Source organism: Streptomyces platensis (genome assembly GCF_008704855.1).
GTDB classification, from domain to species: Bacteria; Actinomycetota; Actinomycetes; order Streptomycetales; family Streptomycetaceae; genus Streptomyces; species Streptomyces platensis.
Window position 1 is genome coordinate 8,431,218 of record NZ_CP023691.1, and the last position, 26,695, is coordinate 8,457,912.

Below are 26,695 nucleotides of genomic sequence, written 5' to 3' on the forward strand. Positions count from 1 at the left end.
GTCAGGCGCGGCCGCCGAGGTACCAGCCGCGTGGCGCTGGCTGCAACTGAGTAGTCATCAGGTCGCCCAGCCGCCAGGGCAGACACGAGCGTTCCGGGAACGTCGAGTCCGCATCCATCGCCGGGTCGGTGTGCGGGGCGTGCAAGGACAGACGCCGGTAGCGGCCGCGGGCTGGCCGCTTCGTCTCGGTCATCGTCTTCTCAAGCCCGGTCCGGCCCGGAGGCGCTGGACGCACCGGGGCATGCCGCACCATCCACTCCTCGACCGCGGCCAGGCCGTCCGTCACGGGGATGCCCCACTCCTTCAGCAGCGCCGCCACCTTCTCCAGCCAGGCCCGGTCCGCGCCCTCGGTGAGGGTGCGACGTAGCCGCCGCCGCTCCCGCGCAGCCAGCCGGTACGCGAGGCGCACCGCCTCCGGGTAGAACACCAGCGGTGCGACCCGCAGTTCGTCCCGCCCCGCGCGCCCCAACGCCCGCCTGCGGGTGTGCCACACAGGCGCGTTGAGCACGGGGATGTTCCACCAGCACGAGGCGATGGCGTAGGCGTCAGCGAACATTGCCCGCCCGCCCGCGCCCAGCCGACGCTCCAGCAACACCCTCAGACGGTGAGCATTGGCAACCTCGGGCACGGCCGAGAGCCGGATGGCCGCGGTTCCGGGCTCGCGCCGGTTGTCCAGCCAACGCCCGTGCCTGGCGCAGACCTGCCAGGTGGCATCGGCGGCCAGATAGGAATTCAACCCCGTACTCTTGATGCGGGCGCACAGCTCGCACACCCGCACCAGGAAGCAACCGGGAGTGTCCCAAGGCCAGTCCCACGCCGGTCCGTCCGCCGCGGTCAGCAGCCGGTTCGCGCGCAGATTCGGCAGCGCGGCCTGCAGCTCGCCGACCGAGCGGCCCGTCATCACAGCGAGCCGGTCCAGCGCAGCCGCATTGAGATAGCCGTCGCCGTAGCGTGGATCGCCCGGGACACCGGCCTTGCGTAACGGCGTGCCCAACATGGGCCAAAACTCCTGCTCGGGGATGCCGTTGGCGTCCGCCAAGCGCCGGGTGTAGGAGCCGGTCGACTCCCCACCGATCAACCGCACCGACAACCCCAGCCGCTGAGCCGGCCTCCATGGCTTTTTCCGCGGCGGCCGGCCGGCCGCCGCGCTTCCCCTACGAACCATCCACGCGCCCCTCTCACCAATCGTCCCGCAGCGGGGCGATGCCTTCCCCTGGCCGGACATCCGCTTCTCACGCCGGGAGACGAGCAAACCCATATACGTCCGGTGCTCGCTCATCTGCGCGAGGCTGGCCCGCTCCCGTCGGCGCGGGCGGTGTCTTTGGCCGAAATTCCTCGGTGGCCCGTCCGGCCGAGCGGGCCCGGCCAGTACATTCCCGCGCGATCCGAGGCAGGGGCGCCGCCCCGAGAAGGGAACGGAGGCGCCATGGAACTGCGGGAGCACCAAGTCGCGGCTCTGGCCGCGATTCAGGCTGCAGCGGCAGCCAATGAGAAACGCATGACGGTCGTCTCGGCGTGCGGCACCGGCAAGACGCTGGTCGCCCAGCAGGCCGCGCAGCGCCTGGCACCGCAGGGCACCGTGCTGGTGCTGATGCCGACCAAGGCCCTGGTGACCCAGACCGTTCGGCGCTGGCGTGAGGCAGGCAGAAAGGGGCTGGCGCTCGCCGTCTGCTCCCTCAGCCAGACCGAGAGCGGCCTGGCCCCCGCGGAGGCGGTGTTGTGTCGCGGCCCGCGCGGCCCGCGGGCCATCGCCCAGGCCGCCCGCACGACTGGCCCGGTCACCGTGTTCTCCACCTACGACTCCCTCCACCACACCCGCGACGCCCACGACCTGTACGGGCTGCCGCCCTGGGACCTCGTGATCATCGACGAGGCCCACCGCACCTGCTCCGCGTTCGGCGATGGCTGGGGCACCATCCACGACGACGCCGCCGTCCCCGCCAAGATCCGCCTCTACATGACTGCCACGCCCCGGGTCTGGGGCGCCCCGGCCCGAGACGAACTTCTCCCGCTCATGGAGCGCGTCCCTCTCGCCACCATGGACCACCGCGAGATCTTCGGCCCGACCGTGTTCGAACTGGGCATGGCCGAAGCCATCGAACGGGGCATCCTCGCCGACTACCAAGTCGTCATGCCCATCGTCGACGACGCCGACCTGCACCACATCCTCGCCGCCCGCCGGCCCGCCAACACCGCCCACCACGACGGCCTGCGCAACGCCGCGGTCCAGGTCGCCGTCCTGCGTGCGATCGCCGAACACGGGCTGCGCCGCGTCCTGGTCTTCCACAACCGCATCGCCCTCGCGGAAGCGTTCGCCGAATCTCTGCCGACCACCGCGCAGGAAGCCGGTGAGCAACTGCGCATCGACGGCCTGTGGTCTCAGGTCATCCACGGCGAACATCCCGGTGACTGGCGCAGAGACCTGCTGGAGGATTTCGCCGACCCCGACCCCGACCGCGCGTGCGCGGTGCTGTCCAACGTGCGGGTCCTCAATGAGGGAGTCGACATGCCCGACGTCGACTCCGTCGTCTTCGCCGCCCCCCGCTCCAGCATCATCGATGCCATCCAGGCCATCGGCCGCGGCCTGCGCCAGCCACCCGGGGCGGGCAAAAAGACCACCCTGGTCATCCCGGTCTACCTCCGACACGGCCTGAGCACCACCACCCTGCTGAAGGGCTCCGCTTTCGAGAACCTGCTCACCCTCCTGCAGGCCCTGCGCGCCCACGACAACTCCTTCATGGACCGCATCGCCCTGCCCGCCCGCAGTAGCAGCGGCAGCGCCCCCGCCCGGGCCACCTACTACGCCCGCCCCGAACGGGCCGCGCAACTCGCGCATGCCCTCGGCCTGGAGATCACCGTGCCGGCCATCGGCACCTGGGAGGAATCCCACGCCTCCGCCCACCGCTACCGAACCGCCTTCGGACACCTCAACGTTCCCGCCGACTACACCGACCCCGACGGCTTCGCCCTGGGCGAGTGCCTGACCAACCTCCGCCTGCGACACCTCCTGAGCCGCCTGCCCACCGAGCACAAACAGGCCCTGGACGCCCTGGGCATGCTGTGGGCGACGCCAGCCCGCACATTCCAGTCCATGCTCGAACACGCCCGCGCCTGGGCGGCCGTTCACGGACACCTCTACGTTCCCGTCAAGGAAAAGATCGGCGGCCATCCGCTCGGCTCCTGGCTGGCCGCCCAGCGCCACAAAGCCAAGACCGGCAGCCTTCCCCACGAGCACCGCCAGGCGCTCGACGCGATCGACCCCGACTGGAACCCGCCCCGGACGAACTGGCATCGCCGCTACATCCGCGCCCGCACCCTCGTCGCCACCACCGGCTGGAACCCCGCCGTGCCATCCACCAGCCCCACCGGCGAGCACCGCGCCATCGTGAACTGGGTCCTCACCCAGCGGCTGACCTTCTTCCAGCTCCAGCCACGCCAGCAGGAACTGCTGATCGACCTGGGCATCCCGCCCCTGCCTGGCCGCATGCACTCCGACCGCGCCTACGACCCCCAACGCCACGCCTTCTACGCGGCCCTCGGACACGCCGCCACGTTCCTCAACCGCGAAGGCCACCTCGACGTACCCCGCCGCCACATGGAACCCACCCCAGCCGCCCGCGAGGACGCCCCCGCCTTCGCACTGGGGGAGTGGATCCACAAGCGCCGCAGGCACCCCGAACTCCTCACCCCGAAACAGCGCCGCGCCCTCGAAGCGCTGCGCATGATCTGGGACCCCACCCTCAATACCCGCAAACACCCCGACCCGCCGCGCCCGCATGACGACACCAGGCCATGCGCGAGACGCCCGGCCGCGCTTGAAAACGCCGAACAGCCCCTGGCTCCCGTCCCGGACCGGGCTTGCGGATCACAGATGCACCACACGGCCGAGCGACACTTTCTCCAGCACCTCCAGCGTGATTTGCTCCTCGCCTGAGCGGATCGCGATCTGCGCCGCCTGGCAGATCAACTGGGACAGCGACCGCATGTAGCCGCGGCTACGCGTATGCAGGTACTCGGCCACCTTCCTTAGGTCGTGCGGCTGGTGCCGGTACAGCACCAGCTCCGCATCGAACAGGTCGATGACCCGCGCGAAGGCGATCGACTCCTCGCCACTGAATCCCATCCGACTGGTCCGCAGCACCATGTGGTCGCCCCGCAACTGCTCTGTGGGATCCAGCTTGGTGTCGTTGTCCCGGGTGAGGGGGTCGACAATGAACTGGGCGCCGCGTCCGCAGTAGACGAACGTTGCCCCGGTCTCCTCGCTGATCACATCCAGGTACTGGAAGGCCAACTCCGCGTCCGCGGCCGTACGCAGCCGCTCGATTCCGTCTATGAGGACCAGCCGCGTCCTCGCATTGCGCATGGTCCGAATTACCGACTCGGTGAGGTCTCCGCTCTCCCGCTCCTGGCCCAGGAACCGAGCGAACGCGCCAGCCCAGTTGCGCATGCTGCCGCGCGTCGGCGGGGGCACGTTCAGGGTGATGACCGGGATGCGGTTCTCGTCCGGCCCGTACAGATCCGACAGCCGCCGCTCCCAGTGCACCCCGATCGCCTGCAGCACCGTACTCTTCCCCGTTCCGCGCGGCCCGTCCAGGATGATCCCGGCCTTGCCGTGCCGGCGCTGCTGGTTGGCCAGGATCTGCTCGGCCACCAGCAGCTTCGCCTTAGCGATCGCGGGAGTGTTGACCGTGCGCAGATGTCCGTGGAACAACAACCGCGGGTCCAGACTGCCGACCTTCGTCCCCTCCGGGGCACTGTCCTCCAGCTTCGGAGCATGCAAAGACGACTGAGCGAGCGCCCTCCACGCATGGCAGTTCTCCGGCCACGACGGCGCAGGCGGGGCCAGCAGCAACGGCTCAGGCGCACGCGTGTCGCGCAGCAGCCGTTCCTCCTCGACCGTCAGCTCCATTTCCACGGTGTTCCCCTCTCCAAATGTGCCGGTGCCTCATCCGCACCGCGCTCCCTCACAAGACGTCGCCGTCGGTGCCAGCGTCCGCCTGCGCCTGATCGAACTGGGCGAAGATCTGCCGGTAGCGCTCTTTGAGGCTCTCGTCGACGCCGTCTTCCGCCCGCGCCCTGCCGGCATGTGCCCAGGCATCTAGCGCGGGATCTGGCGCCATCGCACCCTGCTCCCAGTCGATACCCGGCCCCTCGTCGCCTTCCGGTGCGCCGTACAGGCCGGTATCGCCCAAGCTGAGGGGATCGACATCCAGGTCTGGGACGGACGGGGGGACTTTCGACCAGTCGATGGGGTCGCGCTCCGCGTACGGATCGAACTCCCGCTGCGGGGCCGGCTCGGGCAGAGGCGTATACCCGTCCGGCACCAGTACCCGCCGTGCCTCGTCAGGCCCCCGTTCGGCCCGCTCCAACAACTCGGCAAGAGCATGGGCGATCGCCTCCTCGTCCTCGGTGCGCCCGCCGCGCTCCAGATGCTGGGAGACCGCAATGTCCCACAGGAACTGCGTGAACGGCGCCCCGACCACATGACTATGGACCCATGTGGCATCCACCCACCCGTTGGTGTTGTGATCGCGCAGCCACACCCGGGACAGGTCGTTGGGGGTGTACCGGACCTCCCACCGGCCTTTCCTCTTGCCTCGCAGATCCGAGCGTGTGAGCCGGAAGGGGTTCAGCCCTTCCTGAGGATCGCGGGAGGGGTGGTCGTAAGTGCGGTTGTGCAGACGGATGCCCTGCTCGCTCACCCCGACCCACGCCGTCGGCAGTAGCCGAAGATAATCCTCGCGGGTCAGCGGGATCGGCAGGTAGCCTTCGACCGCCACGCACGCCGCGTACATCTGGTTCGGCGTCAGATGGGGCAGATAGGCGTCGTAGGGATCGGCGAGCTCCTGGTGAGGCGTGTTCTGCCACTCCAGGGCGATCCACTGCTGGAGCAGAGCGTCGAGCTCGGCCAGCGTCCACAACCGCTCGCCGTTCACGGTCCGTCGCACCCGCACCGGGTCACGGCCCGTGTAGCTGTTTACGCGCTGGCTGAACTTCGACTTGACCGTCCTGAAGCTGCGCTCCACGATCCCTTTGTCCTGGCCGGTGCGCTTGCGGGCCGGCCGCACCGAAATGCCCAGGTACTCGCAGGCGTCGAAGAACGTCCGTCCGGCGAACACTGTGCCGTGATCGATGACGACCAAGTCGGGGATGATCACTGGCCGGGCCGCGGCGTGCGCGAACCGGGGTTCGACAGCGACCAGTTCCTCATACGGCAGGTCGGAGACGCTGGCGTGGACGGCCGCGTCGTACCCGGGCCGCATCGGCGCCGGGACCAGGGCCTGTGCCAGCAGTTCGCAGGCGTCCACTGCCTTCGTCGCCCGCCCCTTGGCGCGCGGCGCCGACACCAGGCCGCCTCGGCCGGCCTTCCGCCGCTTGCCTCGCCGGCTCGGCTGCTTGGGCCGTACCACGGCAGCGATGATGCTGCGGGTCGCCACACAGATCGCGGCTGTCAGCTCAACCCGGGCAGGCTGGCCATCGTCGCCCAGCACCCACACATCTAGGTCGGTCGAGTCGATCTGGATCAGCTCACCCGGCATCGTCGCCTTCGTCACCGAGAACGGCAGCCCCATCCGTGCCCCCGCCGCACGCGCACCCGGGGGAGAGTCCCAGTCCTTGGGGTTGATGCCCAGCCGCCCCAACAGCTTGTACAGCGTCGGCTCCTCCGGAACCTTCACTCCCTCCCCGTGCGCGGCACGCACCACCCGCCGCAGCGACTTGAACAGCTTCCGCGCATCCGACGGCGCGTCCGCCCGCCGGCGCTGGCGCTCCACCAGCACCAGAAGCTGCTCCACTACGAGCGGGTCGGTCGCCCCGTACAGCCGCCGTCGCTTGGTGCTGCGCCCATCCACAAGATCGACCACGCTGCGCCGCCTGCAGTAGGCCAGCCGCTTAGCCTGGACCGTTTGCCAGGACACCCGCCTGCCCAGGACCGCGTTCATCTCGGCAGCCTTGGCCTGGTACCGCTCGATGAACGTCGTCGACGCAGGGTCGAAAGCCGGCCGCGGCCGCGCCCCCGACGGTGCCCCGAGAGGCAGCCCGGTGTCGACCTCGACCACCGCCCGCTGCCACTGCCGCGCCGCCTCCGCCGCAGCGACCGGGATACCCTCCAGCTCTGCGAAGTCGGGCATTTCCGACTGGATCAGGGGATGCCCGGCCGCGTCGAGGACAGCGAAGTCGTCCGACGCTGCCAGCACCGACAGGAGCACTGCGGCCGGCACCCCGCCGCTCTCCAACGGGTCCAGCAGCACCATCATCCCGTCCAGCCCGGCCACTAGGTACCGGCCGCCCCGCCACCGCACCTCGTCCCCGCGCGCCAGCACCCCGCGCGGTGCGCCGCGCACCTGCAGTGACGCCCGGTCCGCCGCAGCGGCTGGCTCCGGCCCGCTCACGGCTGCTCCGCCGCGAACGGGCGGCGCATCGCCTCCGGCTCGCCCGCGCTCATCGGCCCCACCAACGATTCGGGCCCCAGGGGCACGGCCCAGTCCAAGCCCAGGCGCCGCTTCCACATCATGTGGTAAAGGCGGGGAAGGGCCAGCAGGCGCGACACCCCGCAGTCCTCGACGCCCTCCGCCAGCGGCCGCGGCTCGGCGAACGCGCGAGCCAGCGCAGCCTCCACCTCCGCGTCACCGAAACGCGGATGTCGCCGCCGCGACACCCACCGCAGATTCGCCAGCGCCGTCCTGTCCGGCAGCTGCGGTGACGCCAGCTGCCAGCCCGCCTGCCCACACGCCTCGCGCCACACGGACATCTCCCGCTCGAACCGCTCGCCCGGCCCCTTCGAGGGTCGGGCGACCACCACCACCGTCGCCCCGGAAACGGTGCGCACGAAGAAGTCCGGCACCAGCCGCCGCTCGCGGCCCCGCTCCCGCCAGACCAACTGCGCGGACCAAGCGCCGAAATCGACCACCCCGGGATGGAAATCCAGCAGCATCGCCGTCGACAGCCGCTCCAGCGAACGGCAGCCCACCAGCCGCCTGTTGGTCTCCGACCACCACCAGGTAACGATGCTGCGCCGGGAGGGATGCCGCGACGGCTTCCACACCTCGCCCCGCTCCGACAGCGCCACCCCTGCCAACCGGTCCGGTGGCAGGGTACGGCGCACCTCGTTGGCGTCGAAGTGGAGGACCTGCAACTCCCTTGCCATGACGTCTCCCTGGCATCACGGTCGTACTGCCGCGGCGAGCCGCCGACAATGGACTGCCAGACCAATAGCACAACGCCCGCCGCCGCCGGAGCGGCGAACAGTGCGATCCAGACAGACTGTTGCGGGCCGCCGCGGCTGTCCCCGGTGCGAGGTCAGCCCAGCGGACGGGCAGGCAAACGCCCTTGCCTTGAAAAGCGAGTGCTCTGTCCGTTTTGGTGGTGTAAACGGCGCAGGTGATCGGGTTGGGTGCTCGGCACGCATCCAGGCCAAGTCGCGTTGGATCGACGAGCACAGCCGAGGGCCTTATTCGGCGAACACGTTCGCATGCTGCTCGACCAACGCCGGTCCGAGAGCCCAGGTGATGTCTTCCGCCCCTTGGTCGTACGACCACCAGTCCGTTACCCGGGCGGTGACCAGGCGGTCGAGCGTGGCGGCAAGGATGTCAGGAGGCACAGCACACACACGCCCGATCCTGTCCGCTTCGATGGCGCCCTGCACGCTGCCGGGGGAGAGGTGAGTGACCAGAGCGAGTGCGGTCAGCCGATCTGAGGTCGGCAGGTTGCGAAGTGCCCGGCAGGAGGTCAGGCGAAGAGCCTTGTCTGCGGCGTGGGCACGGTCTTGCCGCCCTGGCGCCTGTGTCAGGACAGCGGCGTCAAGCAGCTGTGCTGTGACCCCGCGGGGCACACCTGTGATCCCTGCAGGCAGGCGGATGAGCCAGCCAACTTGCTCCAATCCCTGCCACGGAGATGGCCGTTGGTTCAAGCGCAGGCTTCGCAGGAGGCCTGCTGGCAGGTGGAGCCGTCCTGAGGCCGTTGCCCGCAGCGCGCCTTGCAGGGCAAGCAGCCGGGCGGCGGCGTCGGCCTCGGCAGGAAGTGCGGCCGCGAGGTAGCTGAGCATCTCCCGGATCCTGACTGCCGTCCCTGGCCCCCTCCCCCGTTTCCTGCGGCGTCGCGGGGGAGGGGGAAGGACGGTTGCCGTGAATGCGGCTTCGGGGACGATGGCGCTGTGTGCGGTGGCGCGTGCGCAGGCGGTGCAGGCGTCCGTCAGCCGCCACAGGCGCCCGCCGCGTTCGCAGGTGAGCACCAGCAGGATGGGGCCTGAGCAGCCGCGGTGGCGCGGATGCCAATGGCAGCCCCGTGCGTGGCACTGGCAGGTGCGCAGATGTGCCGGCAGTGCGTCGCTTCGGGCGTGGGCGGCCAGATGCCCCACCACGGCGGGCCGTACTGCCGCCGTTCCCAGCGGCAAGCGCCTGCTCGCCATAGGACAGTCCGGACAGGCCATCACAGGGCCGCCGCGCTGCGGGCGCAGCTCGACTGTCCAGGTGCGCCGCACTGTTCGTCCGGTCGCGCACAGCCTCATGACCGCAAGCCTTTCTGTCTCGTCCGCGTCGGGGAAGGTGGCCCTCGAGGGTTGTGATGGGGGGGGCGGGCGGAACGGTAGTGCAGACCTCTGCCCTGACCCGCACGGCCGCCACCAGCAGAAATAGGGCAGAGGTCTGCACTGACAGGGCAGGGGTCTGCACCTTCGGATAAGAAGGTGACGATCTTCCCGCCCGACCCCAACCTCACCGCCCTGCGTCTGGAGCTGGGACGGCTGCGGGGCGAGCGCGGATGGACCTACGACGAACTCGCGCACCGCAGTGGCCTGGCCAGACGCACCCTCATCGAGATCGAACAAGGCCGCACCATCGGCACCCTCAAGACCTGGCACGCCCTCGCACACGCCCTCGACATCTCCATCGAGCACCTCTTCGGCACCCTCTGCGACGGCCACACACCGCCAGCCGAAGCCACCGAATAGCTTCCTCGCTCCACCCCTGGGCAGACCACCCGATCCGGGCCCCGACCACGAACGCACAGACGCGAATCGAATGAACTCACGCCACGAGTGAGCCATCCGTGGGATGCGGACGGCATGGGCACCGCGAGCCCGGCGCGCCGACTGTCACTTTCACGGCCATGCGCTCCACCACAGCCTTGCCGGCCCGCCGATGGGACGGCAGCCCCACCCGCCCGCACCACCGTCCACGTGCCCTACGCGTCGCTACGGACAGCCCCAGCCGTCTGCTGTGCGCGGCTCAACCGGCACGCTGCCGCGACTGCGGCAACCGCATCGACTGGTACACCCGCACCAACCAGCACCCCATCAGCCTCCACCCGCACGAGATGACCGCGGCCGCCGTTCCCGCCCGATACCGCTGGCACGTCAGCTCCGGAATCGCCCACCCCGCCCACGACGGCACACCCTGGTGCCGCGTCCCCCACACCACCCTCTGCCCCGCACACCCCGCCACCGCGCCACTCACCGAACAGCTCGCCGAACTGCGCCGCCACCTCGCACTGCGCACCCGACGCCTGCTCGACACCGGCGCCTTCACCCCACACCCCACCGAACCCGCACCAGCCCCACTCCCCACACAGTGCCAGCCCGCCCGACCCGTGGTGCAACTCCTGTACTGCCGCTACCTCGCCCCGCGCCCCCTCGACGACATCCGCTGCGTCGCACAGACCCGCCTACGCCACCGCTGCACCCACCCCGTCCTCACCCCGGATGCACCAACGGGAACCTGGACACTCATGTCCACCACGCCACGCCACGGCCAACTCACCCTTCCCGCACCCAAAATGGCCGTCTACGACCTGGGCCAACTGCCCTACACAGAGCAGCTGCGCTGGCGCGCTCAACGCTGCCCCCTCCACGCGGCCGCCTCACAGGTCGCCGACCTCGCACTCGCCGAGTGGGAGGTCTTCGACCCGCTGATTCACCACTCGCACATGCACCCCCGCCTACCCACCGCCATCCGGCACCACGGACGCACCAAGTGATACTCGCCAGCTCAGCCCCGCCACACTCCAGTCCCACCCCCTGCAACCGGACCACGCAGTCTCCCGGCACGCCCGTCATGCGCGTCCGTGACTCGATGCTTCACCGGATCAACAGCGCCCCAAGCTGACACCCACCCCGACTGTCCAGATGGAACCCAGGTGCTGAACCCCACCGACGAACAAACCGCCGCCGCCGACCACTTCCACGCCGGCGACCACCTCGCCCTCCAAGCCGGCGCAGGCACCGGCAAAACCACCACCCTCGCCCTGCTCGCCCATGGCACCAAACGCCGCGGCCGCTACATCGCCTACAACCGGGCCATCGCCCGCGACGCCGCCACCCGCTTCCCCAACACCGTCACCTGCAAGACTGCCCACGCCCTGGCTTTCGCCGCCATCGGACACCGTTACACCCGACGCCTCAACGCCCCACGTCGCCCAGCCTGGCAAACCGGACATGATCTGGGCATCACGAAGCCCGTCCGCATCGGCGAACGTGACCTCTCACCCAAAACCCTCTCCTACGCCACCCTGCGCACCGTCACCCGCTTCTGCCACTCCGCCGACCCTGCCATCACCTACCATCACGTCCCCCGCCTCAGAGGACTCGAAGAAGCACCGCTGCACCAACAACTCGCCCAACTGATCGCGCCCTTCGCCCGCAAAGCCTGGGCCGACCTCCAACACCCGGACGAGGGCAAGGTCCGCTTCGACCACGACCACTACCTCAAGATCTGGTCACTCACGAACCCGAAGATCGACGCCGACTTCCTGCTCCTGGACGAGGCCCAGGACACCAACCCCGTCGTCGAGCAGATGTTCAACAACCAGCGCAGCCACGCCCAACTGGTCATGGTCGGCGACTCCGCCCAGGCCATCTACCAGTGGCGCGGAGCCAAAGACGTCATGACCGCCTTCGACGGCACCTCCCTGGCCCTGTCGAAGTCCTTTCGCTTCGGGCCCCTCCTCGCACGCGAAGCCAACCGCTGGCTCGCCATCGCCAGCGCACCTATCCGCCTGCAAGGCAGCGAAGCGATCCCCACCGAACTCGGCTTGGTCTCCTGCCCGGACGCCGTCTTGTGCCGCACGAACGTCGGTGCCATCACCGAAGTCGTCCAACTCCTCGCTACGGGACGCCGCGTAGCCCTCGTCGGAGGAGGCGAGAGCCTGCGCGCCCTGGCCCTGGCTGCTCGCGACCTGAAGGAAGGCCGCCGAACCAGCCACCCCGAACTCGTGCTGTTCACCTCATGGGGCGACTTGCAGGACTACGCCTCGTACGACCCGGCAGGGCGCGACCTGCAGCCGTTAGTCGACCTCGTTGACAAGCACGGCACGGACGCCATCCTCGCCGCCGTCAACCAGCTCACCCATGAAGGCCAGGCGCACGTGACCGTCTCGACCGCGCACAAAGCCAAAGGTCGCGAATGGCCCAACGTGCGGATCGCCGGCGACTTCCCCCCACCACGCGACAGCGACGAGCAGGACGACTCCGGCCGCCCCATTCCCGGCCCGATCGATGACGGCGAAGCCCGTCTCGCCTACGTCGCTGTGACCCGAACCCGGACCCGACTCGACATCGGAGGCCTCGCTTGGGTCGAACAGCACCCCGACGGAAGCCTCCCGGGCCACTGAGGCAAGCCGGCCCGCACCCTCGGTAACCCCAAGGGGCACCTGTGACAGGCCACCGCATCATCACCACCGGTACTGCGCCGCAGCCCGATGCCGGCCCTGGCGAGCCGATTGCGGAGCTCATCCATGACGCCCTCGCGACTGGAGCGATCTGCGCGACTGGGTCGCTCAGAACCACCGCTTCCAAGCCTGGCTGCACCGCGCTGAACAGCAACAGGAGCGTCACGCCGGTACCGGCCACGCCGGGGACCTCCTGGCCGGTACCGTCCTCGCCGAAGGCCTGGACTGGGCCCACCAACGCTCCCTGCCCGCCGACAATGCCAACTTTTTGACCGCCAGCCAGCAGCATCATCAGGCCGAGGCCCGCCGCACCCGACGTATCAATACAGTCCTGGCCAGCATGCTTGTTCTCGCTCTGATCGCGACAGGAGTGGCCTTCTGGCAACGGCAGACCGCCGTCACTGCACAACACACTGCCATCACCGCGCAGCACCGAGCCCAGTCCCGACAACTGGCCGCCCAATCGGACGCCCTGCTGAAGTCCGACCCCGACCTGGCCTCACTCCTCGCGGTTCATGCACACCACACCAGTCCTACCGCTGAAGCCGCTGCCAGCCTCTACAGAGCCGCCGCACTCCCACTCCGAAGCCGCCTCGCAATCTCCAGCGTGGCGGACTCCATAGCGTTCAGCCCTGACGGCAAGATCCTCGCCACCGGAAGCGGCGACGGAACTATGCGGCTGTGGAACCCGGCCGTTCCTAACGAGGTCGAAGCCATTAAGCATATCTGCCGGGTACTCCACCGGGATTTCACCGATGAAGAACGGTCTGCTTACCTACGAGGCCAAGCAACCGCCCCAGTGTGCCCCGCCACACCAGCCCACTGAAGCAGTGATGGCTGCAGCCACCGCGAGCCATGGTGTAAGTGCCAGAGTGGCGCGGCTCAGCCGCTGGTGCATCGACGGCGTTCAGATGCCCCGAGAGCATGGACCAACGAGGCTCGCTGGCAGCCCGCCCTGCGCAAACGACCAGAACAACGCTGGCTCGCCGGAATGCAGTGCGTGAGCCACCAGAACTCCCGCTGCCGTACCTCAGAACGTAGCGAGAATGCGAAGCACAACAAGCCTCCTGGCCCTCACGTCCAGCCGATGCAGAATCACGGGAAGCGGCGCAGCCCGAGCATGTGAGAGTGCGCAAGCTCGCTGTTTGACCTTCACCTTGGGGAAGGCCGCAGCATCAGCGACATGCACGCTCAGACCCCCCCGTTCCGCCATCAGGAACTCCTCCGCAAGGCCAACGAATTCCGACTTGCTCAGGAAGCGAGGAAGAGTAAACCGACCGCCCGGGATGCCGCAGCCGGAAGACCATTGCTCTGTCGCTGTCTGCTGGTCTGGCTCCGGGAATGACAGACCAGCGTACGTGCATCGCCTGTGCTTCACACGCCTCGGAACCTTCCAAGGGGTTGTGCCGTGGCTGGCTCGGGCTTTTCGGGCGGCTGGAGGCAGCAGGGCCGCAGCATCAGCTCCACGAAATCGATCGTCTGGGGTGGGAAGTCAGTGGTGCGGCCGTAGGAGGCTGCGGGTTAAGTACGTCGACAGGAGGCTCCGGTGACTCGTGATGAAGGCCAAGGGGCATGAATGGCTCAGGGTGAGGATCGCAGGTGACTTCCTACCGCCCCGTGATAGCAGTCAGCAGGACAACTCCGGACGACCTATTCCCGCCCCGATCGATGACGCAGAAGCCTGTCTCGCCAACGTCGCCGTCACCTGAACCAGGATTCGCCTCGACCTCGGCGGCCTCTCCTGGATCGACCATCACCCTGACGGCACGCCTCCGGCCAACCCACCCTAACTCGATCCCTGAAGGACCTTTGACCTGCTACACAGACGCGATTGTGACACCCTTTATTTTGGGTTCGCTTTCGAGATGGCGCAGCCACCGAATGGCATAACAACGGGCACGTGTTCACCACTGCGCAGGGCAGACCGATCGACCGGCCCAACCTCACCCGCGCCTTCACCACGCAAGGCCAGCCTCCGCCACATTCGCTTCCACGGCTTCGGCACTCAACCACCTCCCTCCTGCTGGAACAGGGCGTCGAACTGGTCGTGATCAGAACTCCTCGGCCAAGCCCACATCGGCATCACCGTGACCGCTACGCCCACATCCGACTCCGCTTCCAACGCCAGGCCATCGACACCCTCGCCGGCGGACGTCCTTGAAGACCCATCCGCCGCAGCCGTCGTCCCCTGAAGCTGCCGTCAGCGCTGCCGTCAAACCACCCTGATGGCCCCACCGGAATAATCCGGTGGGGCCATCAGATTCGCCCGAGGCGAAGCCGACTTCATTTCATGCGAAACAGTTCTCGCACCGCCGCTAGTTGGTCTTCTAGTGTCGCGACCTCGGAGCAGTCTGCTGGCGCGAAGATGTCCACGAGGTCGTCGTCGGAGGGCACTCTTCCCGCTTGCAATGAGTAGGCCAGTCGACCTTCCGACATCTGCCTAGTCATCCCCGACGGGAAGACATTCAATCTTGCACCCTGGCAACACAGAAGCAGACCCATACCTTCAAGGTCGCGGCGGGCCGACTTGAGGCATTCCAGCAGATCGACCTCTTCGTAGACGTGCTCAAACTCTTCATCGATTAACCTAATCCGAAGAGTCGAAGGCGGTGTGGAAATTCGGAGCAACACATCCACCTTCTCCCCATCTACCCTTTTTGCCGTCCGGGTCAACTCCTCCACAATCATCCCCCTCCATAGTTGGGGTTCCGAACCCTAGTCCCATCTCGGAGCCTGCATGCAACGATGCAACTCGTGTCGACCCGCCCTGGTATTGCAATCTCTCGTTCATGTGCAAATGGATTTCCTGGAAATTCCTTGTTCACGTCGACTCCATTAACGCCGCGAATCTCATAGACGTTCCCGCCTCGCTTGATTGCCACAGACTCCGAAGTGGTGGTGGAGACATACCCAGAGTCTGTTGAGTATCCGGATGCATGCTCCAAGAGGTCCATGTTGTCACCTCGCGGATCAAATCCCGACCCGAATATCTCGTCCGGGCCACGTGTGTCGCTTCGGTAGAGCGAACAGGGGCCACCTGAATTGTGAACAAGTACCGGGGTGTCACCCGCCAGCACATAGTACGTGTGGGTGCCAGCGATGGTCAGGTCGTGTGTCTGCTGCTGCTTGTGGAAGTGGCGGACCGCGGTGATCTTGGCGGTGGTGCCCTGCGGGGTGCGGAGTTGGGTGCCGGGGCGGAGGTCGCCGGCGTTGATCCACTTTTTCTTGTCGACGGACCAGAAGGGGTGTGTGTCGGTGGCGATGATGCTTGCTTCGCCGGCGGGCGTTGTGATGGTGAGGTCGGTGAAGTGCTTGTCGTCCTTGGTGACGATGGTGCTGACGACGGGGCGGGTCGTTGTCTTGCCGGTTTCGGGATCGGTGGCTACGACCGTGTCGCCGGTGGTGATGTCTTCGATGTTTTTCTTTTTGCCGTCGGCGAGGGCTACTTCGGTGCCGGGCAGGAAGCTGTGGGGGCAGGGGGAGGTGTCACCTCGCCTGCCACCGCCGGCTCGTACGCCCCCGCCGTCGCGGCTGCCAAGGAAGGTCATGGCGCCGTTGGCCATGGAGGAGAACAGGAGCTGGGCGAAGCTTTCCTGGCAGTGTCCTTCCAGCTCGGAGCACACCCCGAATTTGAGGTTGGTGAGGGTGACCTGTGTGCTTCCTTCCCTGGGGTCGATGTCGAACATGCCCTGGTAGAACAGTTGGCGGCTGGTTGCCTCGGCGTAGATGGCGTTGGTGAACTCGTCGGAGCGCTCCCAGGTGGAATCGACCCAGAGTCCGGGGAGGACCGCTGCTTTGGGATGGCTGCGGTAGCCGCCCCATCTCGCCGGGTTGATGGCCGCCAGTCCGTTCAGGAAGCGCTGTCGGTCCTGCTTCGAGCCCCAGTTCATCCATGGGCACAGGACGGGGTCGCAGCCCTTCGCGCCTGATTCGGCGGGTCTCATGAGGCCCGTGGGGTCGGAATCCGTCATCGGTGTGCTGCCGGCGTAGGCGTAGCCGTTGAGGGACTGTGAGTCCGTCAGGTTCATGACCGGGTCGACGGAGAGGAAGCGTCCGGTTTCCGGGTCGTATTCGCGGGCGCCGAGGTGGGTGAGGCCGGTGTCCGCCGTGTCGTCGGTGCCGCCGACGTAGCCCTTGGTGCCGGGCCAGTTGGTGGGTTTGGTGCCGCGGGGGCTGCCGAAGGGGAGTTGGCGGCGTTGGGTGAGGGTCTGGTCGGCGGCGTTGATGGCGAGTTGGCCGGTGCCGAGGCGGTCGGCGAGGGTGAGGGTGTAGGTGCCGTCGTCGGCCAGGACGGCCTGGTTGCCGCTGCCGAGGGGGATGTAGCGGGTGGCTTTGGGTTTGTCGGTGCCTTTGTCGAGGGTGAGTTCGGTGTGGTCACCGAGGGTGAGCGTGGTCCGGTCATCGGTGTGGGTGATCAGGCGGTTGCCGTTGGCGTCGTAGACGTAGCCGGTGGTTTTGGTGCCCTTGTCGCCGGCTGGTTCGGTGACCTTGGTGAGGTGACCTTCGATGTCCCAGGTGAGGGTTTGTTTGTCGCCGGCCAGGGTGCGGGTGGTGGTGTTGCCGGTGTTGTCGTAGCCGTAGGTGGAGGTGCTGGTGCCGGTGGGGCCGGTGGTGTCGATGGAGGTGAGGGTGTGGGGCTGGGGTGTGCCGGGCTTGGGGTAGCGGTAGGCGGTCTTGGTGTCCTTGGCCACGTCGCTGGTGGGGTCGTGCTGGGTGAGGTTGGTGCGGTTGCCGGCGGTGTCGTAGCCGTATGACTGCCAGTAGGGGGTCGGGCCGGCGATCAGGCTGCCGGCGGGCTTGTCGGCGCAGGTCTTCTCGTCCTGGGTCCAGGCTTCGGTGAGCCGGCGCAGGTAGTCGTGGGTGAAGCACTGGGTGTCGGTGCCGGTGCGGGAGACGTCGGACAGTGAGGTGACGTTGCCAGCCGGGTCGTAGCCGTAGGTGGCGGACTGGTCGACGCCGGGGACGTCCTGACGGTCGACACGGGAATTCGACAGGCGCCGGGTGCCGAATTCGTAGCTGTTGGTCACCTGGGTGGGCTTGCCGCCGCTTCCGACGATCTTGTAGGTGAGGGGCTGGCCCGCGAGTGTGTATGTGGCGTCGGAGCGGATGTCTGCGCCGTAGACGGTGGTCATCCGCAGGGTGTCGTTGGCGTAGCTGTAGTTCCACCCCTTGCCGGCAAGGTTCCCCATGCGGGAGAAGCTGCGCGCTTTCGGCAGGCCGTTTTCGTAGTACGAGGTGCCGGCGTGGTAGGTGCCGGCCAGTGCGCCCTCGGAGTCGGGGATGACGGTCTCGGTGCGCTGCGGCCGGTAGAGGGTGTCGTACTGGGTGACCTTGGTGGTGTAGGGCTTGCCGTCGAGGTAGCGGGTGGATTCGGCGAGCTGTCCCTTGGCCTCGGTGACGGTGTCGTAGACCCACTTGGCGCGCAGCGGGCCGTCGGGTGTCTTGTCGTGCAGCTCGGTCTTGCGTCCGAGGCCGTCGTAGACGGTGGCCAGCACGGCTCCGTTGGCGTCCTCGCTGGAGATCTGCTGGCTGCGGTCGTCGAACGCCGCCTTGGTTGTGCCCTTGTCGGGGTCTTTGGACAAGACCTGGTTGCCGAACTGGTCGTACTGGTAGGCCCACTTGTTTCCGGCGGGGTCGGTGACGCCTTCGAGTTTGCCTGCCGGGGTGTAGGAGTAGCGGGTGGTGTCAGCTGGGGCGTCGGCGGATCGGGTGTGGTGCTGCAGGAGCTGGGTGGTCTGGCCGCGGGCGTCGGTAACCGTGGTGGTGGCGGTGCCGCCTTCTGGCGGGACGATGGTGGTTCGGTCGCCGCCGTGGCGTGTCTTGGTGACCGCCAGGACCTTGCCGCCCTCGCCGTTTCCGGCGACGTCCCGGCTCTCGGTTTCCCGGCCCAGCCCGTCGTAGGTCTTCCAGGTCTGGGTCTCGACGCTCAGGGCATCGGCGGGCTTGAAGAGCGCACGTTCAGGCTTCCCGGACACGTAGTACGGGGCGAAGGCCTTCGCGGCCAGGCCGCGTTCGTCGTAGAACGTGTCGTTGATCAGCCGCCCGCCGTCAGGGCCGGGAGCCTGGGTCTGGCGTGCGCGCAGGTAGCCGTCGTACAGGGTGTAGGAGACCGTCTGCGACTGGGCGGTGGGGTTGAGGGTGTACTGGGCGACGGCAGTCGGCTTGCCCTCTTCGACAAAGTAGGCGAACTGGTAGGTGGGCATGGAGCCGCGGTCGGGCAGCCATACCTTCACCGAGCGGCCCAGCGCGTCGTACTTCAGCGTGGTGCGTTTGCTGTTGGTGTCGACGGTGGCGAGGGGCTGGCCGCGCAGCGGGTCGAGTTCGGTCGTGGTGGTCTGCGCGGTGGTGCTGTCCTTGGCGACGGCGGGCGGTGTGGTGACGACGGTCTTGGCCGGGAAGCCGGTGGCCGGGGAGTAGACCGTGGTGGTGGTGCGGCCGTCGGCGCGGGCGGTGCGGGTCGGCGCGCTGTCACCGATGGCGACCACGTTCGCCGTGAGATCGGTGGCCTTCTCCGGGCGTCCGTAGTTGTCGTAGGTGGTACCGGTCTCCAGGTAGGTGGCCGTGGTGCCGTCGTGCTTCTTCAGTGTGGCGGCGGCGGTGGCATCGCCCTTGGTGGGCGCGGCGCCGTAGTTGCCGCCGTCGTAGGCGGTACGGACGTCGGAGATGACGTCCTTGGACCGGTCCGGGCTGGTGCCGCATTCGGTGGAGACGGTCTCGACCCGGGCGGGCAGGGTGAGGATGTTCTTGTCGGTGTTGGTGGCGTAGGTGGTGCGGGTGCACCGGTCGTCGTCGGCGGTGGAGTCGTCGCCGCGGTCGCTGACCTCTTTGACGCGGCCGGCAACAGTGTCGAAGGCAGAGGCGGTGGTGGTCGTTCGCCACTTCGCACCGGCGCCGTCGTCGAGGGAGGTCCAGGCGCGGGTGCTGGCCGTGCCGGAGAAGTTGGCGGTGACCGTCCCCCAGTCGCGGGTCTTCTTGGCCGTCTGGTGGTGCCAGGGCCGGCTGACGGTCTTGGCCAGGACCTTCCCGTCCGGCCGCGAGAAGGTAGCCGTCTTGTAGGCGAATCCGGCAGCGGAGGCGTCGTCGGTGAGAGGCTCGCCCTCCCCAGCGCCCAGCGAGACGCTGACGTCCTTGCTGCCGCCGCTCGCGGTCTTGCGGTCGCCGTCCATGCCGCGCAGGAAGTAGCTGTCCTCCTGCGTCTTCATGGCGTCCGCACCCGTGCCCTGGCCGCCGGTCCGGACACGGACGTGGCCGTAGCCGCGCCACTGCGACCAGGTCTTGAACTTCTCCTTGGTCAGCCCGTCATCGTCGTCATAGTGCCAGGCCGCATCATCGAGGTAGTCGTAGCGGGTGACCTGGTCCGGCGCGCCCCCGGTGCGGTCGGTGGTCGTCACGGACTCGACGACGTACTTGTTGAACCACTCCCTGTCCATGTCGTCGCTGGAGCTGCCGCCGATGAACTGGGGGAAACAGCGGCTGGTGTTGGACTCCGGGGTGGGCAGGTCGTTGAACGCGCAGGCGGGCTTGGAGTAGTTGACGTCGGTCTGGCCGCCGTATTCGTCGTCGATGGTCGACAGGCGGTCCTTGACGTAGGGGGCGTAGCCGTCGCCGGTTTTGTCGAGGCGGTTGGCGAGCTGGGTGTAGGCGAAGGTGGTCTTCGGCAGGGTGATCGGGGTGGCATCGGTCCGGCCGGTGTGCTGGACGGACTCCAGTTCCAGCTGGTAGTCGACGTCGGCCTTGCCCCAGCGGTGAGCCAGCGCCCAGGAGTCGACCGGGGTGAGGACACCGTCCTTGAGGATTTCGGTGGTCACCCCCGTCAGCCGCTTGCGCGTCCAGAAGGTGGGGGAGAGACGCCCCTGGTCACAGGCGGTGCCGGCCTTGCAGTTCAAGTCCCAGGGGGTGTCGTACCAGTAGAAGCTCTTGGCGTCGATGGTGTCGGCCGCGCAGGTGACCCCGCTCTGCGGCAGGCAGCGCTCGGAGTTGGCGAAGGACACCTGCGCCAGCGGCTTGCCCGCGTACAGGTCACCGGAGGACCGGCCGTATTCGATGCGCTTGAGGTAGCCGCCCCGGGTGTAGGGGGTGTCGTCGTCCTTGTCCAGGTCGCGGCCGTAGGAGTTGGTCTCCTTGTCGTAGTAGTACGAGATCGCGTTGCCGTGCGGGTCGACGACGTAGTCGAGGTTCCAGCGCCACGCCTGCTGGCACCAGGAGTCCTTGAAGGCGTCCTTGTGGCAGTCCTCGCCGCTGTCGTTGCCGAAGACGGGCACGGTCCAGGCCGAGTTCGTGGTGTTCTTGCCGGCTGCCCAGCCGGGTAGCTTGTGGTAGCCGAAGTAGAAGCGGGTACCGGAGGGTTCGGTCAGCTCCCAGTACTCGTTGTCGTTGTCATCGTTGTCGCGAGCCGACGAGGTCAGTCGCTTGATCCTGGTGCCGTCGTCGTTCTGGAGCTTCCACTCGTCCTTGCCGGCCGGGACCAGTTCGCCGGCCTTGCCGTTGAAGGAGATGAAGGCGTTGTCGTAGCCCCAGCACAGGTCAGCGGGCTTGCTGCCGTCGGCGTGCTTCTCCCCGTCGTCGGAGCAGGGCTTGTAGCGGCGCTCGATGTAGCCCGGCCACAGCTCGAAGCCGTCACCGGCCCAGGACCCCTGGTTGTTGCTGTTGCCGGTGCGGCCGTCGATGGAGCCGGAGGAGTACGACAGACCCACGCTCGGCTTGAGACCTCCGGGGACCTCCGGGACCGGCATGTCGTAGGACCACGTGAAGTCACCGGTGTTGAGGTTGGTGTTCCACGTGGCGGAGGGGGAGAGGCTGGTCGCCTTGTAGTCACCCTTCACGCTCTTGTCGTCACCGACGACCGCCAGCACGGTGGGACCGCTCGCCCGCAGCGGCACAGAGGCCGCTGTCAGGGTGTGCTTTTCGGCGTTGTTCCTGGCGGGAAGAGGCCGATCGGTGCGGCAACCGTCCTTCTCCGGAGTGGTCGCCGCACACGCGGGGAGTTCGACCAGACGCAGACGGGAGGCGTAGCCGCCGCCGTAGGTCCCGGCGAACGCCGCGTAGTCGACGGTCACTCGCACGGGCGCCGGCGACACAGCGCCCTTCGGCGTGGCTGCGGTTTCCGGCTGGAGCGTGAACAGCATGCCGTCGACGCCGGCCCGGCGGGTCTGCTTTTGGCCGAGGACTCGAGCGGTCACCGCGCGGGGGGTCGCGGAGCGCCTCGCAGCGGACGATGCCTTGACACTCTGGGCGGGCGCCAGTGTGAGAGGCAGATCCCCGCCCGCACCAGAAGCCGACGAAGCCGCGCTTCCTTCGGCAGGATGGAGGATTGCGGAACCGGCCGCGGGCCAATCGCTCTTGGGGTGTGCTTGGGGGACGCGTGGCCCCTTGGCCAGCTTCCGCGGTTTGACCCGCATGCCATCGATTCCCGGAACGGGTTTTCCGACGTCGGGGCGGCTCGATGCTCCAGGTGCCGCTACCGCTTGAGCCACCGGGAGAGCCTGCAACAGGGATCCAACCAGCACCACAGAGACGCCCATAGCGACTCTGCGCCGGAGCCGAGCACGTCTGATGAGACCACGTATGCCGTTCACTTCTGTCCCCACCCCTTGTTGCTCACCGATCGGAGCCCTCGGCACCGTGGTGTTTGACTCCGGAAGAAAGTGCACTGGTGTGTGGCGGGCGGTCCGAACCGCCCGCCAGGTGATCAGCCCGCGTCGGGCACGTTCGGTACCTCGCTGGGCAGCTCGTACCACTCACCAGCCAGGCGGCCGATCTGTTCATCGGTGAGCGCGCCCTGGAAGGCCCAGACGTCGTCGATCGCGCCAGGCCAGTAGTCCCGGAAGGCGCCGCGCCCCTTCGCCCGGCCGATCTGCAGAGACGTCAGGGCCCCGATGGAGATCACGTCTTCGGCCCACGGCACCACCTCGGTGCACTGCTCATCGTCGGCCCGGCCGTCGCCGTCCGCGTCCAGGCAGGCCGCCTCACCGAGTTCACCGTTGACGTAAATACGCAGGAGCCTGGCGAAGCCGTCGTACACGATCGCGATGTGGTTCCAGTCCGCCACGCTGCTCATGGGGCGCGCGCTGCCTGCCCAGTCGTAGTCGGTATCGCTCGTGTCAGTCCGGGCGGTGACCGCCTGCCACACTCCATCACCTGTCTTCTTAGGGTTCGGTACGAACCCCATGGCAAAGCTGCTGGCATTCGTTGCCTCAGCGCTCACTAGCGACGCCGGACGGGTGGGGGCCGATGCCGCCTGTGCCCATGCGGTCACGGTGAAACTCTCACTCGTGTCGAGGGGAATCGAGCTGGAGGCATAGTTCTGGGCGCCATCCAGCACCAGCCCTCCGTCTCCCAGGAAACCGGCTCCGGGCACCTGCTTCGCCCCGCCGCCCAGCGTCATGGTCGGCCCCTGCGCGACGGAGTTGGCCCCGGGCGTGGCCGCCTGGTCGAACTGCCACCGGCCGGTCAGGACCGGACGGCGCTGTACGAGCTGGTGGATCTCGCCCTCGGAGACCGGGCGGTCGAAGACACGGACGTCATCGATCTGACCAGTGAGGTAGTCCGTGTACGAACCGCGGTACAGGGCCCGGCCGATCTGCAGGGCACCGTCGCCGTACCAGGCCTGTGGCGCGGAGGTGCTGCCCTGCAGGATGCCGTTGACGTACAGGCTCACGGTGTTGTCGATCGTGTCGTGCACGGCGGCCAGGTGCGCCCACTTGTCGATGGCCGCCTTCCGCTTCGAGGCGATGCGCTGTTGGGTGACGTTGCCGTCGGTGGCGTCCTTGGTGGCCAGCCGGGCGCTCCACAGGCCGCCGGAGGCCTCGTACGAGAGGTAGAAGGAGCTGAGGAAGCCGCCGTCCTGCGCGACGATGGTCTGGTTGCGGGTGGCGTCGGTGACCCGGGCCCAGGCGGTGACCGCGTAGGACCGTTCGGTGTTGAAGTGCGCCGCGTCCACCGAGGCGTGGTCGTCCTTGCCGTCCAGCGTCAGGGCGTTGCCCGCGACCCCTGCCTTGCCGGGCTCGGCGCCGCCATGGAGGGCGGCGGGCATGACGTCGCCGTGGCCGGTGACCTGCTTGGCGTCGGCCGGTTCATCGAGCGGGAAGAGTGCGCGGGCAGGCCGCCCGGGGCCGTGGATGCGCTCCTTGTTGTACAGCTGGGTGACCTCGCCGGCCGAGACGGGCTTGTCGAAGATTTGCACCTCGTCGAGGGATCCGGGGAAGAAGGAGCCGGGCTTACCGTCGTAGGAACCGGCCCCCAGCTGAAGCCCGCGGCGGGCGTTCCACGCGGTGGTGTACGGCGTCTGACCAGCCAGCTTGCCGTTGACGTACAGCTGGAGCACCTTGGCGGTGCTGTCGTAGACGCCCACCAGGTGGGTCCACTCGTTGGCGGTGACACCGCCGGGCTGGGCGGCCATCGCGCGGGCGATCCCGGCGTCGGGGCTGTCGGACGTGTACTGGTTGAACACCCACCGCTTGAGGTCGGAGGAGTAGTACAGCTCGAAGCCCGGCCGGTTGTTGCCCGGCTGGGTGGCGACGATCGCCGGATGGTCGGGGATCTGACTGGGGCGCACCCAGGCCGAGATGGAGAAGCCGCGGGAGGTGTCGACGACGGGGATGTCAGTGGCCGCGTACCCGTCGGTGCCATTGAAGGACAAGGCGGTGGTGCCAGCCACTCCTTGTGCACCGGGTATGGCGCCTCCGTGCAGGTCGGCGGTCCGTGCCGGGGTGGAACCCTTCGCCTCGGTGGCGCCGGTCGGCTCGTCGAACTGCCAGGTGGCGCGCTCGGGCTGGCCGGCCTTGACCCGGAACCGGTAGGTGCGGATCTCACTGTTGTTGCCTGCTACGTCCAAGGCCTGGACGGTCACGAAGTTCAGTCCGGGCTTCTCCGGTTGGACCGGGATGTTCCGCGCCGCGCCAGCACTGGTCGTGACCGTGTTCTTGTCGGACGGGTCGCCGTTGACGCCGTACTGGTAGCGGTTCACGTCACGGTGGGTGTCAGCGACAGTGAAGGTGCCGTACTGGCCCACCCCGTCGTACCAGGGATCCTCCGGATTCTCGGGGTCGGAGGGGGGAAACTCCCCTGAGCTGATCGTGGGGGCCGCGGGCACCTGGGTGTCGAGGACGAAGTAGCACGCCTCGGCGGAACCGGTGAACGACCACGGGGAGTACTGCGCGCCGTCGTAGGTCCGCACCGCCCAGCTCACCGTCTTCTTCGCCGGAATCGAGGCGGGCAGGCTGATGGAGAAGGAGGAGCCGGAGCGCTTCGCCGTCGTCAGACCCGGCTTCCATCGCGCGATGCTGCCCTTGCCGTCCCCGGCATCCCAGCTCGCCTGGAACTGGACCTGGACCTTGTCCCGGTCGGGATCGGTGACATCGTTGGCGTAGATGTCTCCCCGGGTGCGGATCCGAGCGGCAGCGCCGGACTTCTTGCAGGTGCCGCCGTACTTCATCGTCAGCTGCGACGGCTTGACCTGCGGCGGTGGCCGGTTGTAGGTCACCCGCAGATAGGCCTTGTCCGAGAACCGCTTCCAGGCCTCACCGTCGATCTCGCTGGCGGCCTTCAATCCGAACGTCAGCGTCGGCCACTTGTTGTCCGCCGCCTCCTGCACGGCGGATCTGACACCGAACTCAGCGTCCTTGGCCGAGCAGCCCTGGTAGCCGTAGGCGAAGGTTTCCGAGGCCAGCTGCTTCTGCCAGAACCCCGACTCGTTCTGGGAGTTCCAGGTCGTCGAGGACGAGATCGGTCGGGTCCGCCACAGTTCCACCTCTCTCTTCTTGCAGGAGGCGGACCAGGTGTTGCGGACGACGAACTCGGCCGACAGCACCGACTTTCCAGCAAACGCCGATGTCGGAATCTGGTAGAAGAGCCGCTTGGTGTCATCGGGCTGACAGTGGTTCCAGTCGCAGTACCCCATCCCCGCGTCATGGTCGCCGTTGAACTTCCACTGCGGGGAGGACGCCCAGTACTTCGATGCCATCGTCCATGAGGTTGCTCGAGGGGTGGACCACTGCGGGTCGATGAAGACCGGGTAGACGGTGTCCTTGCCCTTCAGGACGTCGGCGTCGGGCTTGAGGACGACCTGGTCCTGGCCGGCCGGGACGTCCACCCCCACTGGCGCGAGCTTGCCCGACTCACCGGCCGACGGTTCATCGCCTTGGGCGCCATCCGAGGCCCCGGCGCCACGGGACGTCCTCCCCGCAGCCTTCCGGAACTTGAGTCCCTTCTGGGAAGCGTCGGAACCGGGGCCCGTGCTGGAATCCCACATCAGCGGCGTCGGCGCCTCGAACACCGGCGAGCCGGCACCTTGGTCAGCCGCATTCAGACCGCCGGCAGCGGTCTCTTTGACGTCGATGCCGTCCGCCGCCAGCTTCAGTCGAAGCTGCCCCAGCTCCGAACTGTGCGCGGCCTGGGCGGTCTTGACGATCAGCAGCTGAGTGAAACCGTCTGCTTGTGCTCCCATCCGCAGGTCCACACCGGGCAGTACGTCGCGATACGTGGCCTCCGCGCCGTCGAGCACCGGAGTGGGCAGCGTCCCCGGCCAGGACAGTGCCAGTGCGCGCCCTGCCTTGCGCATCGTCACCAGCGGCTTGTCACCGCCGCCCGAGAATGCCAGACCCACGGCTGTGGCCTTCGGCGTTACCGTCCCGTTGCTCTGCTCGGCCAGGTCAGTGTCGATGTCCTTCCACTGCCCCGAGACCCTGGTGCGGATCGGACGCAGGTACTGCCGGGCCTGGAGCTTGCCCTCCGCAGTGGCCACGACATCGGCCGACTCGCCGCGCAGAGAGGCAACTTCGACCTCGTGCCCACTGCGCTTGGCCTGCTCCAGGGCGGCGTCTTCGGTGGGGGCTTGATCGTCCGGCTCGTGCACGTTGGCGGTGGTCGCGGCGCCTTTAGACGGACGAGGCGCAGCCCAGGCGGATGAGCCAAGCATCGCGGGCAGCAGGCCTGCTGTCAGCAGCCCGCTCATCCCCGCCGATAACACCCGTTGAAAGCGTCTTCGACGCACCGTGACAGGCATCCCCGTCATCCCCCGCCCAAAAAATGAAGATTT

General features: G+C 67.9%; 13 protein-coding genes and 2 pseudogenes. 7 read left to right on the forward strand and 8 right to left on the reverse strand.

The features are described from left to right. Position 1 precedes the first annotated feature (1 nt). On the reverse strand, positions 2 to 1,039 hold the full coding sequence (locus CP981_RS37225) for a hypothetical protein (protein ID WP_143659041.1): 1,038 nt from the start codon (positions 1,037 to 1,039) through the stop codon (positions 2 to 4). Positions 1,040 to 1,426: 387 nt separating this feature from the next. Here CP981_RS37225 and CP981_RS37230 point away from each other — a divergent pair, with 387 nt between their 5' ends. Continuing rightward, positions 1,427 to 3,934 (forward strand): DEAD/DEAH box helicase, encoded by a 2,508-nt coding sequence (locus CP981_RS37230; protein ID WP_085927675.1) that lies wholly within the window; start codon positions 1,427 to 1,429, stop codon positions 3,932 to 3,934. Here the strand turns inward: CP981_RS37230 and CP981_RS37235 are convergent. The 4 genes from CP981_RS37235 to CP981_RS37250 all read right to left on the reverse strand — a co-directional run bounded on the left by CP981_RS37235 (position 3,866) and on the right by CP981_RS37250 (position 9,043). Then, on the reverse strand, positions 3,866 to 4,909 hold the full coding sequence (locus CP981_RS37235) for an ATP-binding protein (RefSeq protein ID WP_085927674.1): 1,044 nt from the start codon (positions 4,907 to 4,909) through the stop codon (positions 3,866 to 3,868). The genes CP981_RS37230 and CP981_RS37235 overlap by 69 nt on opposite strands. 55 nt (positions 4,910 to 4,964) lie before the next feature. Then, positions 4,965 to 7,391: a DDE-type integrase/transposase/recombinase gene (locus CP981_RS37240; protein WP_085927673.1), complete on the reverse strand. Its 2,427-nt coding sequence runs from the start codon at positions 7,389 to 7,391 to the stop codon at positions 4,965 to 4,967. Beyond that, the gene (locus CP981_RS37245; protein WP_085927672.1) at positions 7,388 to 8,146 is read right to left on the reverse strand and encodes a TnsA-like heteromeric transposase endonuclease subunit; all 759 of its coding nucleotides are present in this window, start codon (positions 8,144 to 8,146) and stop codon (positions 7,388 to 7,390) included. Before CP981_RS37245 ends, CP981_RS37240 begins: the two co-directional genes overlap by 4 nt. A gap of 303 nt (positions 8,147 to 8,449) precedes the next feature. Further along, the gene (locus CP981_RS37250; protein ID WP_143659037.1) at positions 8,450 to 9,043 is read right to left on the reverse strand and encodes a hypothetical protein; all 594 of its coding nucleotides are present in this window, start codon (positions 9,041 to 9,043) and stop codon (positions 8,450 to 8,452) included. 639 nt (positions 9,044 to 9,682) lie between these two features. Between CP981_RS37250 and CP981_RS37255 the strand changes: the two genes are divergently transcribed. The 6 genes and pseudogenes from CP981_RS37255 to CP981_RS39665 form a co-directional block, all read left to right on the forward strand. Beyond that, entirely contained in the window at positions 9,683 to 9,946 is a 264-nt protein-coding gene (locus CP981_RS37255) for a helix-turn-helix transcriptional regulator (RefSeq protein WP_085927671.1), read from the forward strand. A 158-nt stretch (positions 9,947 to 10,104) separates the two neighbouring features. Beyond that, entirely contained in the window at positions 10,105 to 10,971 is an 867-nt protein-coding gene (locus tag CP981_RS37260; protein WP_085927670.1) for a DUF6083 domain-containing protein, read from the forward strand. A gap of 162 nt (positions 10,972 to 11,133) precedes the next feature. Next, positions 11,134 to 12,603, forward strand: a complete 1,470-nt coding sequence (locus tag CP981_RS37265) for a UvrD-helicase domain-containing protein (RefSeq protein ID WP_085927683.1) — start codon at positions 11,134 to 11,136, stop codon at positions 12,601 to 12,603. A 325-nt stretch (positions 12,604 to 12,928) separates the two neighbouring features. Then, on the forward strand, positions 12,929 to 13,486 hold the full coding sequence (locus CP981_RS37270; protein WP_244329978.1) for a WD40 repeat domain-containing protein: 558 nt from the start codon (positions 12,929 to 12,931) through the stop codon (positions 13,484 to 13,486). A 733-nt stretch (positions 13,487 to 14,219) separates the two neighbouring features. Further along, positions 14,220 to 14,450 (forward strand): annotated as a pseudogene (locus tag CP981_RS39090) (DNA helicase); the annotation flags it as partial. A 92-nt stretch (positions 14,451 to 14,542) separates the two neighbouring features. Further along, a pseudogene (locus CP981_RS39665) lies at positions 14,543 to 14,852 on the forward strand (tyrosine-type recombinase/integrase); the annotation flags it as partial. 91 nt (positions 14,853 to 14,943) lie between these two features. On the opposite strand, the gene CP981_RS37285 reads toward CP981_RS39665, so the two are convergent. The 3 genes from CP981_RS37285 to CP981_RS37295 form a co-directional block, all read right to left on the reverse strand. Then, positions 14,944 to 15,348 carry a hypothetical protein gene (locus CP981_RS37285; RefSeq protein ID WP_085927669.1) on the reverse strand — a complete coding sequence of 135 codons (405 nt, stop codon included), beginning with the start codon at positions 15,346 to 15,348 and terminating at the stop codon, positions 14,944 to 14,946. Beyond that, the gene (locus CP981_RS37290) at positions 15,345 to 21,839 is read right to left on the reverse strand and encodes a polymorphic toxin-type HINT domain-containing protein (protein WP_143659035.1); all 6,495 of its coding nucleotides are present in this window, start codon (positions 21,837 to 21,839) and stop codon (positions 15,345 to 15,347) included. Before CP981_RS37290 ends, CP981_RS37285 begins: the two co-directional genes overlap by 4 nt. A 509-nt stretch (positions 21,840 to 22,348) precedes the next feature. Continuing rightward, positions 22,349 to 26,512 (reverse strand): LamG-like jellyroll fold domain-containing protein, encoded by a 4,164-nt coding sequence (locus tag CP981_RS37295; protein ID WP_085927668.1) that lies wholly within the window; start codon positions 26,510 to 26,512, stop codon positions 22,349 to 22,351. Positions 26,513 to 26,695 lie beyond the last annotated feature (183 nt).

Bases quoted from the DNA above. Each gene is read 5' to 3' on its own strand.
- CP981_RS37230 (WP_085927675.1), top strand. From the start codon at position 1,427: ATGGAACTGCGGGAGCACCAAGTCGCGGCTCTGGCCGCGATTCAGGCT.
- CP981_RS37260 (WP_085927670.1), top strand. From the start codon at position 10,105: ATGCGCTCCACCACAGCCTTGCCGGCCCGCCGATGGGACGGCAGCCCC.
- CP981_RS37235 (WP_085927674.1), bottom strand. From the start codon at position 4,909: ATGGAGCTGACGGTCGAGGAGGAACGGCTGCTGCGCGACACGCGTGCG.
- CP981_RS37245 (WP_085927672.1), bottom strand. From the start codon at position 8,146: ATGGCAAGGGAGTTGCAGGTCCTCCACTTCGACGCCAACGAGGTGCGC.
- CP981_RS37250 (WP_143659037.1), bottom strand. From the start codon at position 9,043: ATGCTCAGCTACCTCGCGGCCGCACTTCCTGCCGAGGCCGACGCCGCC.
- CP981_RS37285 (WP_085927669.1), bottom strand. From the start codon at position 15,348: ATGATTGTGGAGGAGTTGACCCGGACGGCAAAAAGGGTAGATGGGGAG.